Raw genomic sequence first — 14,967 nt, 5'->3', positions numbered from 1 at the left:
CGGACATGCGCGCCAAAATCACGTACGCCGTCACGGCCGCCGTCCTGGTCGTCTACTTCGTCCTGGTCGGCAGCCGCGGTGTGCTCCTGATCCAGAACGGCACCCTGGTCACCGTCACCTTCGGTGTCGCGGTGCTGATCCTGCCGGTCATCGGTGTCTGGTTCCTCTGGAAGAACACGCAGTTCGTCCGGAAGGCCAACGCGCTCGCCGCCGAGCTCGACGCCGAGGGCGGCCTGCCCGTCGACGAGCTGAGGCGCACGCCGGGCGGCCGCATCGACCGGGACTCGGCCGACGAGGTCTTCGCCCGCCGCAAGGCCGAGACCGAGGACGCCCCGGGCGACTGGCGCAGCTGGTTCCGTCTCGCCGTCGCCTACCACGACGCCCGCGACACCCCGCGGGCCCGCAAGGCGATGCAGCGCGCCATCGCGCTCCACGAGGGAAGGCCGGTCGAGGCCTGAGCCCTTTCGACCCCGGAACGCGTCGGGGGCCGGCCCGCGAGTGCGGACCGGCCCCTCAAACACACGTTCGCCTCGGCTCAGCTCCGCCCGTACTCCGACGCCCAGGCCTCGACCGCGTCGGCCGCCCGGTCGAAGGCCGCCGCACGCGCCAGGAAGTCGGCGCCGTGCGTGGTCAGCAGCGACGGCTGGTCCTCGGGGGCACGATCCCCACGTACGAGGATCAGCGCCTGCCCCTGAACCGTGCGCGGCAGCCCGAGCCAGCGCACCGGCTGCTGAACCGTGCGCACCGCGACGACCTGCTCCCACGGCGTGGTGCCCGTACGCAGGAAGCCGACCCGGCGCACTCCGCGCGCGCTCACCCAGACGCCCATGCGCAGCATCCGCAGCGCGCAGGCGATCACGACGGCCGCGATCCCCAGGACCGCTCCGGCGCCTGAGGCGGTGCCGGTGAGCGCGATGACGACCGCCGCGGCGAGCACGTACGACGCGAGCAGGAGCAGAAGTGCGGCCATGCCCACCCGCCAGGGACCTGGCCGGTACGGGCGCCGCCAGCGGTCGCGGTCGTCGTAGGGCAGCGGGAGGTCGTCCGCCGCCTCGTCAAACGTGCGGTCGGCCGTCAGGAAGGGCAGGGGCACGACTCATCCTCACTCAATTCCATTCATGGGCTGTGCCCGGTGAGGTTATCGAGCCGTGTCCTTGCTCACCACCCTTGGGGGGCCATGGGGGTGCCTCCCCGCGCCACTCGGGCGGTGGACGGGCGTCAGTGCCCCCGGGACGCCTCGGAATGCTGCGTCGTCGCAGGTGACTGGTCGAGTGACAGCGAAGGCATCCCGACGACCAGCGCGCCCACGAGCCCGGCGATCACGGTGAGTCCCAGGAGCCAGCGCCCGGCCGTCTGACCGGCGGACGCCCGCTGGCGGGGCGGCGGGGTGACATTGCTGCGGAACTTGTCGGCTTCGGCGATGAAGGCGAACGGAACGGGCTCGCGCCGACGGAACATGGGGTGTGCTTCTCCTCTGGAGGCTCGAACGGATCACTGTCACCCATACAGACGAACGAACGCCCCAAGAGGTGCCCAGTTTCGCCGAATTCGCAGAAGTTCGGCGAGGAATGTCGCGGCACGGCACCGAACGCCCCGTTGTCAGTGCCGGGCCGTAGAGTGGGCGCCGCCCGAGAGATGTGATGGGAAGGACCCTCCAAGCCGTGACCGACACCCCCGCCGACGACCTCAAGCCCAGCTTCCGCAGCGACGTCACCGTCGAGTTGGTGAAGCACAGCGCGGCCGACTCGGACGTGCTGTGGGCCGCCCGCGTCTCCACCGCCGGCGAGCAGTCCCTGGACGAGCTGAAGAAGGACCCGGAGCGCTCGAAGGGCCTGATCAACTACCTGATGCGGGACCGGCACGGCAGCCCCTTCGAGCACAACTCGATGACGTTCTTCATCAGCGCCCCCATCTTCGTGTTCCGCGAGTTCATGCGACACCGGGTGGGCTGGTCGTACAACGAGGAGTCGGGCCGGTACAGGGAGCTCGAGCCGGTCTTCTACGTCCCGGGGGAGTCCCGCAAGCTGGTCCAGGAGGGCCGCCCCGGCAAGTACGTCTTCGTCGAGGGCACCCAGGCACAGCAGGAGCTCACGGGCCGCGTCATGGAGGACTCGTACCGTCAGGCGTACGAGGCCTACCAGGAGATGCTCGCCGCCGGCGTCGCCCGCGAGGTCGCCCGCGCGGTCCTCCCCGTCGGCCTCTTCTCCTCGATGTACGCCACGTGCAACGCCCGCTCGCTGATGCACTTCCTCGGCCTGCGCACCCAGCACGAGCTGGCCAAGGTGCCGTCCTTCCCGCAGCGGGAGATCGAGATGGTCGGCGAGAAGATGGAGGCGGAGTGGGCCAAGCTCATGCCGCTGACGTACGCGGCCTTCAACACGAACGGGCGCGTGGCGCCGTAACGCACCCAGACCGCTCTGCACGCGCCTCAGTCCCCGTGTCGGGCACAGATGTGCGGCCAGCCCGGCGAAGTGTCCGTATTGCGGCATTTCGGGAAGTTCATCTAGCCTGATCAAACGGACCCGGCACTGCTTGAACCCCCGAGCAGGCAGTGCCGGGCTCCGCATTTGTCACGACTTGTCGCGTCCCCCGAGGGCAGACCCCATGTTGAGCAGCGAGTAGCGTGTTACCCATGGCTCCGACCTCCACTCCGCAGACCCCCTTCGGGCGGGTCCTCACCGCCATGGTCACGCCCTTCGCGGCGGACGGCGCACTCGACCTCGACGGCGCGCAGCGGCTCGCTGCCCACCTGGTGGACGCAGGCAACGACGGCCTGATCATCAACGGCACCACCGGCGAGTCCCCGACCACCAGCAACGCGGAGAAATCGGATCTCGTACGAGCCGTCCTGGAGGCGGTCGGCGACCGAGCCCACATCGTCGCCGGCGTCGGCACGAACGACACGCACCACAGCATCGAGCTGGCGCGCGCGGCAGAGAAGGCCGGCGCGCACGGCCTGCTGACCGTCACGCCGTACTACAACAAGCCCCCGCAGGAGGGCCTGTACCGGCACTTCACGGCGATCGCCGACGCGACCGAGCTGCCGGTGATGCTCTACGACATCCCCGGCCGCAGCGGCGTACCGATCAGCACCGAGACGATGGTCCGGCTCGCCGAGCACCCGCGGATCGTCGCCAACAAGGACGCCAAGGGCGACCTGGGCCGCGCGAGCTGGGCGATCGCCCGCTCGGGTCTGGCCTGGTACTCCGGCGACGACATGCTGAACCTCCCGCTGCTGTCCGTGGGTGCCGTCGGCTTCGTCTCGGTGGTCGGCCACGTGGTCACGCCCGAGCTGCGCGCGATGGCGGAGGCGTACATCGGCGGGGACGTCCAGAAGGCGCTGGAGATCCACCAGAAGCTGCTGCCGGTGTTCACCGGTATGTTCCGCACCCAGGGCGTCATGACCACCAAGGCCGCCCTCGCCCTCCAGGGCCTGCCCGCCGGACCGCTGCGCGCCCCCATGGTCGAGCTCTCGCCCGAGGAGACCGCTCAGCTCAAGATCGATCTTGCCGCCGGCGGGGTACAGCTCTAACACCAGACTTCACAACTGAATACGCAGGGCTCACGTGCCTGCACCCCACACCAACAACTGCTTTTGCACGAACGTCATGCGCGCCACGTGCCTTACCGGTACGTGGCGCGCATGGTGAGGAGAGTCTTTTGAGTCATCCGCATCCTGAACTCGGCCCGCCGCCGAAGCTCCCCAAGGGCGGCCTTCGGGTCACCCCGCTGGGCGGTCTCGGCGAAATCGGCCGCAACATGACCGTCTTCGAGTACGGCGGTCGCCTGCTGATCGTCGACTGCGGAGTGCTCTTCCCCGAGGAGGAGCAGCCCGGAATCGACCTGATCCTGCCGGACTTCACGTCCATCAGGGACCGCCTCGACGACATCGAGGGCATCGTCCTCACCCATGGCCACGAGGACCACATCGGCGGCGTCCCGTTCCTCCTCCGGGAGAAGCCGGACATCCCGCTGATCGGCTCCAAGCTGACCCTCGCACTCATCGAGGCGAAGCTCCAGGAGCACCGCATCCGTCCGTACACCCTTGAGGTGGCGGAGGGGAACCGCGAGCGCATCGGCCCGTTCGACTGCGAGTTCGTCGCCGTCAACCACTCCATTCCGGACGCCTTGGCGGTCGCCATCCGCACTCCGGCCGGCATGGTCGTCCACACGGGCGACTTCAAGATGGACCAGCTCCCGCTGGACAACCGTCTGACGGACCTCCACGCGTTCGCGCGGCTGAGTGAGGAGGGCATCGACCTCCTCCTCTCGGACTCGACGAACGCGGAGGTCCCGGGTTTCGTCCCGCCCGAGCGCGACATCTCGAACGTGCTGCGCAACGTCTTCGCGGGCGCCCGCAAGCGGATCATCGTGGCGAGCTTCGCCAGCCACGTCCACCGCATCCAGCAGATCCTGGACGCGGCGCACGAGTACGGCCGCCGGGTCGCCTTCGTCGGACGCTCGATGGTCCGCAACATGGGCATCGCCCGGGACCTGGGCTATCTGAAGGTTCCGCCGGGCCTGGTCGTGGACGTCAAGACGCTGGACGACCTCCCGGAGCACGAGATCGTGCTGGTCTGCACGGGCTCGCAGGGCGAGCCGATGGCGGCTCTGTCACGCATGGCCAACCGGGACCATCAGATCCGCATCGTCCAGGGCGACACGGTCATCCTCGCGTCGTCGCTCATCCCCGGTAACGAGAACGCGGTCTACCGCGTGATCAACGGCCTGACCCGCTGGGGCGCGCACGTCGTCCACAAGGGCAACGCCAAGGTGCACGTCTCGGGCCACGCCTCGGCCGGCGAGCTGTTGTACTTCTACAACATCTGCAAGCCACGCAACCTCATGCCGGTCCACGGCGAATGGCGCCATCTGCGGGCCAACGCCGAGCTGGGCGCTCTCACCGGCGTCCCGCACGACCGCATCGTGATCGCCGAGGACGGCGTCGTCGTCGACCTGGTCGAGGGCAAGGCCAAGATCACCGGCAAGGTCCAGGCGGGATACGTGTACGTCGACGGCCTCTCGGTCGGCGACGTCGGCGAGCCCGCGCTCAAGGACCGCAAGATCCTCGGCGACGAGGGGATCATCTCGGTCTTCCTGGTCGTGGACGCGTCCACCGGAAAGATCACTGGTGGTCCCCACATCCAGGCCCGTGGCTCCGGCATCGACGACTCCGCGTTCGGCGACGTCATCCCGAAGATCGCCGAAGTGCTGGAGAGGTCCGCTCAGGACGGGGTCATGGAGCCCCACCAGCTGCAGCAACTCATCCGCCGCACACTGGGCAAGTGGGTCTCGGACACCTACCGGCGCCGGCCGATGATCCTGCCGGTCGTGGTCGAGGTCTGACCCTCGTACGACCGCTCGTACGCGTGAACCCGGAGCGGGGCTCCTCGATTTGCATCGGGGCGCCCCGCTCCAGTACGTTTACGGCTCCGCCCGAGGGGGAACCCGATGCGACTGTGCGTCAGGAACCCCGAGCGGGACGGAAAATCCGACTCAGAACCTCTGATAAAGTCGGAGCCGCCGGAAAGGGAATCGCGAAAGCGAGAACCTGGAAAGCACCGAGGAAATCAGACCGGAAAACAGTCTGATAGAATCGGAACCGCCGGAAAGGGAAACGCGAAAGCGGAAACCTGGAAAGCGCCGAGGAAATCGGATCGGAAAACGGTCTGATAGAGTCGGAAACGCAAGACCGAAGGGAAGCGCCCGGAGGAAAGCCTGAGAGAGTCTCTCGGGTGAGTACAAAGGAAGCGTCCGTTCCTTGAGAACTCAACAGCGTGCCAAAAATCAACGCCAGATATGTTGATACCCCGTCTCCGGCCGATCGGCTGGGACGAGGTTCCTTTGAAAAAGTCCTGCCGACGTTGTTCGGTAGGCGCACAGCGAGGACGCTGTGAACGGCTGGGCTTATTCCGCCCGGCTGTTCCGCTCTCGTGGTGTCGTCCCGATTACGGGAAAACATTCACGGAGAGTTTGATCCTGGCTCAGGACGAACGCTGGCGGCGTGCTTAACACATGCAAGTCGAACGATGAAGCCCTTCGGGGTGGATTAGTGGCGAACGGGTGAGTAACACGTGGGCAATCTGCCCTGCACTCTGGGACAAGCCCTGGAAACGGGGTCTAATACCGGATAATACTCTCGCAGGCATCTGTGAGGGTTAAAAGCTCCGGCGGTGCAGGATGAGCCCGCGGCCTATCAGCTTGTTGGTGAGGTAGTGGCTCACCAAGGCGACGACGGGTAGCCGGCCTGAGAGGGCGACCGGCCACACTGGGACTGAGACACGGCCCAGACTCCTACGGGAGGCAGCAGTGGGGAATATTGCACAATGGGCGAAAGCCTGATGCAGCGACGCCGCGTGAGGGATGACGGCCTTCGGGTTGTAAACCTCTTTCAGCAGGGAAGAAGCGAAAGTGACGGTACCTGCAGAAGAAGCGCCGGCTAACTACGTGCCAGCAGCCGCGGTAATACGTAGGGCGCAAGCGTTGTCCGGAATTATTGGGCGTAAAGAGCTCGTAGGCGGCTTGTCACGTCGGGTGTGAAAGCCCGGGGCTTAACCCCGGGTCTGCATTCGATACGGGCTAGCTAGAGTGTGGTAGGGGAGATCGGAATTCCTGGTGTAGCGGTGAAATGCGCAGATATCAGGAGGAACACCGGTGGCGAAGGCGGATCTCTGGGCCATTACTGACGCTGAGGAGCGAAAGCGTGGGGAGCGAACAGGATTAGATACCCTGGTAGTCCACGCCGTAAACGGTGGGAACTAGGTGTTGGCGACATTCCACGTCGTCGGTGCCGCAGCTAACGCATTAAGTTCCCCGCCTGGGGAGTACGGCCGCAAGGCTAAAACTCAAAGGAATTGACGGGGGCCCGCACAAGCAGCGGAGCATGTGGCTTAATTCGACGCAACGCGAAGAACCTTACCAAGGCTTGACATACACCGGAAAGCATTAGAGATAGTGCCCCCCTTGTGGTCGGTGTACAGGTGGTGCATGGCTGTCGTCAGCTCGTGTCGTGAGATGTTGGGTTAAGTCCCGCAACGAGCGCAACCCTTGTTCTGTGTTGCCAGCATGCCCTTCGGGGTGATGGGGACTCACAGGAGACCGCCGGGGTCAACTCGGAGGAAGGTGGGGACGACGTCAAGTCATCATGCCCCTTATGTCTTGGGCTGCACACGTGCTACAATGGCCGATACAATGAGCTGCGATACCGCAAGGTGGAGCGAATCTCAAAAAGTCGGTCTCAGTTCGGATTGGGGTCTGCAACTCGACCCCATGAAGTTGGAGTTGCTAGTAATCGCAGATCAGCATTGCTGCGGTGAATACGTTCCCGGGCCTTGTACACACCGCCCGTCACGTCACGAAAGTCGGTAACACCCGAAGCCGGTGGCCCAACCCCTTGTGGGAGGGAGCTGTCGAAGGTGGGACTGGCGATTGGGACGAAGTCGTAACAAGGTAGCCGTACCGGAAGGTGCGGCTGGATCACCTCCTTTCTAAGGAGCACTTCTTACCGATCCCTTCGGGGTGAGGTCAGAGGCCAGTACATCAGCGACTGTCTGATGCTGGTTGCTCAAGGGTGGAACGTTGATTATTCGGCACACTCGACCTGCTCAGGTTGGCAAGTACTGCTTCGGCGTGGAAAGCGAACATGGGAGGGCGAGGGTGTCGGGCACGCTGTTGGGTGTCTGAGGGTACGGCCGATCATGGCTGCCTTCAGTGCCGGCCCCGGTAAAGATCTGCTTCGGCGGGTTGTGACGGGTGGTTGGTCGTTGTTTGAGAACTGCACAGTGGACGCGAGCATCTGTGGCCAAGTTTTTAAGGGCGCACGGTGGATGCCTTGGCACCAGGAACCGATGAAGGACGTGGGAGGCCACGATAGTCCCCGGGGAGCCGTCAACCAGGCTTTGATCCGGGGGTTTCCGAATGGGGAAACCCGGCAGTCGTCATGGGCTGTCACCCATACCTGAACACATAGGGTATGTGGAGGGAACGCGGGGAAGTGAAACATCTCAGTACCCGCAGGAAGAGAAAACAACCGTGATTCCGGGAGTAGTGGCGAGCGAAACTGGATGAGGCCAAACCGTATGCGTGTGAGACCCGGCAGGGGTTGCGTATACGGGGTTGTGGGATCTCTCTTTTACGGTCTGCCGGCCGTGAGACGAGTCAGAAACCGTTGATGTAGGCGAAGGACATGCGAAAGGTCCGGCGTAGAGGGTAAGACCCCCGTAGTCGAAACATCAGCGGCTCGTTTGAGAGACACCCAAGTAGCACGGGGCCCGAGAAATCCCGTGTGAATCTGGCGGGACCACCCGCTAAGCCTAAATATTCCCTGGTGACCGATAGCGGATAGTACCGTGAGGGAATGGTGAAAAGTACCGCGGGAGCGGAGTGAAATAGTACCTGAAACCGTGTGCCTACAAGCCGTGGGAGCGTCGCGCATCGAGTTTACTCGGTGCGTCGTGACTGCGTGCCTTTTGAAGAATGAGCCTGCGAGTTTGCGGTGTGTTGCGAGGTTAACCCGTGTGGGGAAGCCGTAGCGAAAGCGAGTCCGAATAGGGCGATTTAGTAGCGCGCTCAAGACCCGAAGCGGAGTGATCTAGCCATGGGCAGGTTGAAGCGGAGGTAAGACTTCGTGGAGGACCGAACCCACCAGGGTTGAAAACCTGGGGGATGACCTGTGGTTAGGGGTGAAAGGCCAATCAAACTCCGTGATAGCTGGTTCTCCCCGAAATGCATTTAGGTGCAGCGTCGTGTGTTTCTTGCCGGAGGTAGAGCACTGGATAGGCGATGGGCCCTACCGGGTTACTGACCTTAGCCAAACTCCGAATGCCGGTAAGTGAGAGCGCGGCAGTGAGACTGTGGGGGATAAGCTCCATGGTCGAGAGGGAAACAGCCCAGAGCATCGACTAAGGCCCCTAAGCGTACGCTAAGTGGGAAAGGATGTGGAGTCGCACAGACAACCAGGAGGTTGGCTTAGAAGCAGCCACCCTTGAAAGAGTGCGTAATAGCTCACTGGTCTAGTGATTCCGCGCCGACAATGTAGCGGGGCTCAAGCGTACCGCCGAAGTCGTGTCATTGCAGCGTATAGCCCCAACGGGTGCTGTGATGGGTAGGGGAGCGTCGTGTGCCGGGTGAAGCCGCGCCGGAAGGCAGTGGTGGACGGTTCACGAGTGAGAATGCAGGCATGAGTAGCGATACACACGTGAGAAACGTGTGCGCCGATTGACTAAGGGTTCCTGGGTCAAGCTGATCTGCCCAGGGTAAGTCGGGACCTAAGGCGAGGCCGACAGGCGTAGTCGATGGATAACCGGTTGATATTCCGGTACCCGCTGTGAAGCGTCAAACATCGAGCCCATTAATGCTAAGGCCGTGAAGCCGCCCTGGAGCCTTCGGGCAAAGGGGAGTGGTGGAGCCGCTGACCCAAGGTGGTAGTAGGTGAGTGATGGGGTGACGCAGGAAGGTAGTCCATCCCGGGCGGTGGTTGTCCCGGGGTAAGGGTGTAGGCCGTGCGATAGGTAAATCCGTCGCGCATTAAGGCTGAGACCTGATGCCGAGCCGATTGTGGTGAAGTGGATGATCCTATGCTGTCGAGAAAAGCCTCTAGCGAGTTTCATGGCGGCCCGTACCCTAAACCGACTCAGGTGGTCAGGTAGAGAATACCGAGGCGTTCGGGTGAACTATGGTTAAGGAACTCGGCAAAATGCCCCCGTAACTTCGGGAGAAGGGGGGCCATCACTGGTGATCCAATTTACTTGGTGAGCTGGGGGTGGCCGCAGAGACCAGCGAGAAGCGACTGTTTACTAAAAACACAGGTCCGTGCGAAGCCGTAAGGCGATGTATACGGACTGACGCCTGCCCGGTGCTGGAACGTTAAGGGGACCGGTTAGTCAAACTTCGGTTTGGCGAAGCTGAGAACTTAAGCGCCAGTAAACGGCGGTGGTAACTATAACCATCCTAAGGTAGCGAAATTCCTTGTCGGGTAAGTTCCGACCTGCACGAATGGCGTAACGACTTCTCGACTGTCTCAACCATAGGCCCGGTGAAATTGCACTACGAGTAAAGATGCTCGTTTCGCGCAGCAGGACGGAAAGACCCCGGGACCTTTACTACAGTTTGATATTGGTGTTCGGTTCGGCTTGTGTAGGATAGCTGGGAGACTTTGAAGCCCGCACGCCAGTGTGGGTGGAGTCGTCGTTGAAATACCAGTCTGGTCGTGCTGGATGTCTAACCTGGGTCCGTGATCCGGATCAGGGACAGTGTCTGATGGGTAGTTTAACTGGGGCGGTTGCCTCCTAAAGAGTAACGGAGGCGCCCAAAGGTTCCCTCAGCCTGGTTGGCAATCAGGTGTTGAGTGTAAGTGCACAAGGGAGCTTGACTGTGAGACCGACGGGTCGAGCAGGGACGAAAGTCGGGACTAGTGATCCGGCGGTGGCTTGTGGAAGCGCCGTCGCTCAACGGATAAAAGGTACCCCGGGGATAACAGGCTGATCTTCCCCAAGAGTCCATATCGACGGGATGGTTTGGCACCTCGATGTCGGCTCGTCGCATCCTGGGGCTGGAGTCGGTCCCAAGGGTTGGGCTGTTCGCCCATTAAAGCGGTACGCGAGCTGGGTTTAGAACGTCGTGAGACAGTTCGGTCCCTATCCGCTGCGCGCGCAGGAATATTGAGAAGGGCTGTCCCTAGTACGAGAGGACCGGGACGGACGAACCTCTGGTGTGCCAGTTGTCCTGCCAAGGGCATGGCTGGTTGGCTACGTTCGGGAGGGATAACCGCTGAAAGCATCTAAGCGGGAAGCCTGCTTCGAGATGAGTATTCCCACCTCCTTGAGAGGGTAAGGCTCCCAGTAGACGACTGGGTTGATAGGCCAGATCTGGAAGGCGGGTAACCGCTGGAGGTGACTGGTACTAATAGGCCGAGGGCTTGTCCTCAGTTGCTCGCGTCCACTGTGTTGGTTCTGAAACCACGAACAACCCCATTCCATGGTCACGGGATGGTGCGGTTGACAGTTTCATAGTGTTTCGGTGGTCATAGCGTGAGGGAAACGCCCGGTTACATTCCGAACCCGGAAGCTAAGCCTTACAGCGCCGATGGTACTGCAGGGGGGACCCTGTGGGAGAGTAGGACGCCGCCGAACAAATTTTAGAAGAGCTGGTCCCTGAACTTCGGTTCAGGGACCAGCTCTTTTTTGTTGTGTGTCACTTGCAGTTCACGTTGCGCGGCGAGCATCCGCATCATGGGTACCGTTGGAATGCTCAAGGCCGCCGGCGCAGGAGCCGGTGACGAGGTCATCGTCCCGGCCTTCGGGAACGTCGAAGTCGCCGAGGCCGTGACCCTGGCCGGTGCGACGCCCGTCTTCGCGGACATAGACCCGGCCACGTACTGCCTGGACCCCGCGGCGGTCGAGGCCGCCGTGACCTCGGGGACCGTGGCCGTCATCGCCGTACACCGCTTCGGCCGGCCGGCCGACATCGCTCGGCTGCACGGTGTCGGACAGCGGCACGGCCTTCTCGTGCTCGAGCAGGGCGAGTCCGAGGCGCCGTACGACGAGATCGCGCAGCGCAGGGAGCGGGCCGCCTATCTCGATGCCCGGTTGAACGGGGTGTGGACGCCGGACGGCGGTGACGGGCACACCTATCAGCATTACGTCGTGCGCGTGCCCGGGAACGGGCGCCCGGACCGCGACGCATTCGCGCGGGCCGTGCGGTCCAAGGGAGTTGACTGCCGGGTGCCGGTGAAGACGCCCGTACACCGCATGCCCGCCTTCCGTCGGGACGTGTGCCTGCCGGAGACCGAGCGGGCCGCGGACGAGACATTGGCGCTGCCCGTGGACGTGTCGCTGACAAAGCGCGAGATGCAGCGGATCGTCTCCGCGTGCAATGCGCTCGGCGGACTCCTTCAGCCTGCCTTCTGACCCAACAGGTGTGTTGGGAGCACGCTTCTGTTCGGGGTATGATCTATTCCGTTGCCGCGAGGGAAACCTCGAGAAGGCGACTGGCCCCCATAGCTCAGTCGGCAGAGCGTCTCCATGGTAAGGAGAAGGTCAACGGTTCGATTCCGTTTGGGGGCTCCACAGCAGAAAAGGCCTCGCCCTTCCGGGCGGGGCCTTTTTCGTGCCCTGGGGCGGGCCTTCAGTCCTTCTGCAGGCCCGCCACACGCATCGCGAGAATGGCCATGTCGTCCGACGGGGCGTCCGAGGCGAAGCGTTCGACCGCACGCATGATGCGGGCCGCCACCGCGCCCGCTGTCAGGCCCGTGCACGTGGTGAGGACGTCCGTCAGTCCGTCGTCGCCCAACATGCGGGTGCCCTCGCGGCGTTCGGTGACTCCGTCCGTGACGCACAGCAGGACGTCACCCGGATCGAGCGTCACCGTCTGCTCGTACAGCTCCAGGTCCTCCATGACGCCGAGGAGCGGCTGCGGTTCGGCGGCCGGTTCGACCGTGCCGTCCTGGCGCAGGCGGAGCGGGAGCGGGTGGCCGGCGCAGACCACCTTGAGGAGGGCGCTGCCGTCCTCCTGAGGCCACAACTCCCCGTACAGGAGCGTCAGGAAGCGGCTGCGGGCGCCCTCGTCGAGGATCGCGGAGTTGAGGCGCTCCAGCACCGCCGGGCCGCTGAGGCCCTCGCGGGCCAGGAGACGCAGGGCGTGCCGGGCCAGGCCGGTGACCGCCGCCGCGTTCGGGCCCGTACCGCAGACGTCGCCGATGGCGAAGCCGTACGCACCGTCGCGGATCGGGAAGAGGTCGTAGAAGTCGCCGCCGACCTCGTTGCCCTCGCCGGCCGCGCGGTAGATGACCTCGACCTCGACGCCCTCGATGTGCGGGAGATCCGGCGGCAGGAGGCTGCGCTGGAGGGACTGGCTGATGGCCGTGCGCTCCGAGTACAGGCGAGCGTTGTCCAGGGCCAGGGCGGCCCGGCGGCTCAAGTCCTCGGCCAGCTCCAGGATCTCCTGGCGGAAGTGTTCGTCCGACGGCTTGCCCAGCGTCAGCATGCCGATGACGCGGTTGCGCGCCACCAGGGGGAGGACGACCGTCTCGCCGCCCACCGCGGACGCCGTCGCCAGGGTCGTACCGATGCCGGAGCTCACCGTCGCGGGCTCGCCCAGGCCCAGGCTGCGCATGGACGTCCGCAGGGCCGCCTCGTGAGCCGCCTGTGCCGGGGCCGACCAGACGCGGGCGCCCGGCGTCGGAATCGGCTCCGGCGGGGGGATCTTCGACAGGAGTGCCTTGACGCCGTCGATGCGGTCCTCGTCCTCGTGGAGAACGTAGGAGAGGTACGGCTCCGAGGCCTGGTCGGCGATCGTGTAGACGGCGCACCAGGTGGCGAGGGTCGGGATGGTCATCTGGGCCATCAGAGCCAGGGTCTGGTCGCGGTCCAGGGTGCCCGCCAGGAGGTCCGAGGCCTCCACCAGGAAGCTCAGGGAACCGCGGCGCAGGCGCTCCAGCTCGCCGAGCCGGGCGGACTCCACAGCGAGCGCGATGCGGTCGGCGGCGAACTGGAGGCGCAGGGCCTCCTCGTTGGAGTACCGGGACGGGGACTCGGCCGCGACGCCGAGCGAACCGGTGAGGCGGCCCTCGACCTTCAGCGGGACCGTGACGACCGAACGCATGCCCGTGCCGCTGAGCAGGGGGACCGCGCCGGGGACGGCGGTGAGGTCGTCATGGACGGCCGGCATGCGGGCCGACCCGTAGCGGCCGGGGCCCGCGTCGACCGGGACACGGGCGAAGCGCTGGCGGGCCGAGGGGAGGCCCGTCGAGGCTCGTACCTCCAGCTCCGTCTCGTCGTCGGTGGCCAGGAGCAGGAACGCCGAGTCGGCGTCGAGCATGTCGCGGGCGCGCTCCACCGTGCGCTGGAGCAGGCCGTCGAGGTCGTCGGGGGCCGGGGAGCCGATGAAGACCTCGAACGGGTCCAGGGCCTGGCCCTCGGCGCTGTTCGTCGCGTCGGGGGACTGTCCGCGCAACGGGGTCTGGAGGACGGCGCGTTCGTGTTCGCGTACCAGGAGGCAGACCGTGGACGGTTCGCCGCCGGTGTCCCGCACCCGGAGGTGGGAGGCGTACACGGGGATCACGCGGCCGCTCGCGCCGCGGACGCCGTAACTGCCCTCCCAGCGCGACAGCTGGAGGGCCTCGACGATGCCGGTGCTGGTGCCCGGGGTGTGGGGCCAGGCCGCAAGGTCGGTGAGGGGCTTGCCGATGACCAGCTCGGCCGCGTACCCGAAGAGCTCCTCCGCGTCCTCGTTCCACGCGTTGATGGCGCCCGCTCGGTCGATCTGGACGACGGCGACACGGACCCGGCCGTCGGCGAGCGGGAGGAGCTCGGCGGGGAGGGACGGGCCGGCGGTGCGGGTGCCCACCGGGCGTTCGGGGAGGTCCAGTTGGAACCAGACCTGTTTGTGCGTGGGTGTGTAGTCGACGCCCCAGCGGCCGGCCAGGGCAGCGCAGAGCTGGAGGCCGCGGCCCCCCTCGCGGTCGGGGTTGCCCATGTTGACGGCGGCGGCCTGGAGGGGGATCTCGCGTTCGGGATATCTGTCCCCGACCTCGATGCGTACGCCGTCGTCGCTGCGCAGACAGAGCACGTCCGCGGACGTACCCGCGTGCACCACGGCGTTGGTGACCAGCTCGCTGGTGAGGACCACGGCGTCGTCGACGATGTCGGCGAAACCCCAGCCCTGGAGGGTGTCGCGGACGAAGGAGCGGGCGGTCGCGACCGATCGCCCGACAGGATCGAAACTGGCGGCCGCGCGCGCGGTGATCACAGAACTCCTCGTCCGGTTGTCGGCGTGCAGGGCTGCCTCGCCGACCCGCTCCTGCCTCGGCAGCGGCTGGTTCCCCGTCGGCCGGGGATCCTGGGGTGGTCCCCCGGGATGCAGTCCGGTGGTCATGGTGCGGTGCCCCTCCGATGCCTGCCCGCTCGTGCTCGTGCCACCGCCCAGGCCGGACGGACCGGCACGGCTGGACAGCCGCATGCAAGGTTACTT

Annotated in this window: 8 protein-coding genes, 1 tRNA gene and 3 rRNA genes; 9 read left to right on the top strand and 3 right to left on the bottom strand. The window is 65.1% G+C overall.

The genetic code is table 11. The annotated features are described in order from the left end of the window. Window positions 1-5: 5 nt before the first annotated feature. Complete coding sequence (locus GTY58_RS13215; protein WP_010983957.1) at window positions 6-458, top strand: hypothetical protein; 453 nt, start codon at window positions 6-8, stop codon at window positions 456-458. Between the two features lie 77 nt (window positions 459-535). Here the strand turns inward: GTY58_RS13215 and GTY58_RS13210 are convergent, their stop codons facing one another. Together GTY58_RS13210 and GTY58_RS13205 are read right to left on the bottom strand one after the other, a co-directional pair. Next, on the bottom strand, window positions 536-1,093 hold the full coding sequence (locus GTY58_RS13210; protein ID WP_010983956.1) for a hypothetical protein: 558 nt from the start codon (window positions 1,091-1,093) through the stop codon (window positions 536-538). Window positions 1,094-1,218: 125 nt separating this feature from the next. Beyond that, window positions 1,219-1,458: a hypothetical protein gene (locus GTY58_RS13205; RefSeq protein ID WP_010983955.1), complete on the bottom strand. Its 240-nt coding sequence runs from the start codon at window positions 1,456-1,458 to the stop codon at window positions 1,219-1,221. A 203-nt stretch (window positions 1,459-1,661) separates the two neighbouring features. Here GTY58_RS13205 and thyX point away from each other — a divergent pair, with 203 nt between their 5' ends. From thyX to GTY58_RS13165, 8 genes are all read left to right on the top strand, one after another. Beyond that, window positions 1,662-2,402, top strand: coding sequence for an FAD-dependent thymidylate synthase (thyX, locus tag GTY58_RS13200; protein WP_010983954.1), 741 nt, complete (start codon window positions 1,662-1,664; stop codon window positions 2,400-2,402). A 230-nt stretch (window positions 2,403-2,632) separates the two neighbouring features. Next, window positions 2,633-3,532: a 4-hydroxy-tetrahydrodipicolinate synthase gene (gene dapA / locus GTY58_RS13195; RefSeq protein WP_010983953.1), complete on the top strand. Its 900-nt coding sequence runs from the start codon at window positions 2,633-2,635 to the stop codon at window positions 3,530-3,532. Window positions 3,533-3,660: 128 nt separating this feature from the next. Further along, the gene (locus GTY58_RS13190; protein WP_010983952.1) at window positions 3,661-5,346 is read left to right on the top strand and encodes a ribonuclease J; all 1,686 of its coding nucleotides are present in this window, start codon (window positions 3,661-3,663) and stop codon (window positions 5,344-5,346) included. A gap of 615 nt (window positions 5,347-5,961) precedes the next feature. Next, window positions 5,962-7,487, top strand: a 16S ribosomal RNA gene (locus GTY58_RS13185). Between the two features lie 312 nt (window positions 7,488-7,799). Next, window positions 7,800-10,923 (top strand): 23S ribosomal RNA (locus tag GTY58_RS13180). An 89-nt stretch (window positions 10,924-11,012) separates the two neighbouring features. Beyond that, window positions 11,013-11,129 (top strand): 5S ribosomal RNA (gene rrf / locus GTY58_RS13175). Together the 16S, 23S and 5S rRNA genes form the textbook arrangement of a ribosomal RNA operon. Window positions 11,130-11,243: 114 nt before the next feature. Beyond that, window positions 11,244-11,906, top strand: a complete 663-nt coding sequence (locus GTY58_RS13170) for a DegT/DnrJ/EryC1/StrS family aminotransferase (protein WP_037650087.1) — start codon at window positions 11,244-11,246, stop codon at window positions 11,904-11,906. An 83-nt stretch (window positions 11,907-11,989) separates the two neighbouring features. Then, a tRNA-Thr gene (locus GTY58_RS13165) sits at window positions 11,990-12,065 on the top strand. A gap of 58 nt (window positions 12,066-12,123) precedes the next feature. Here GTY58_RS13165 and GTY58_RS13160 read toward each other — a convergent pair. Next, a complete protein-coding gene (locus GTY58_RS13160; RefSeq protein ID WP_010983950.1) occupies window positions 12,124-14,871 on the bottom strand; it encodes a SpoIIE family protein phosphatase in 2,748 nt (915 codons plus the stop codon). Window positions 14,872-14,967: the final 96 nt, after the last annotated feature.

The organism is Streptomyces sp. SID5469 (genome assembly GCF_009862865.1).
GTDB lineage: Bacteria > Actinomycetota > Actinomycetes > Streptomycetales > Streptomycetaceae > Streptomyces > Streptomyces avermitilis.
Note: the sequence above shows the minus strand (reverse complement) of the source record. Positions and strands in the feature narration are given on the sequence as shown.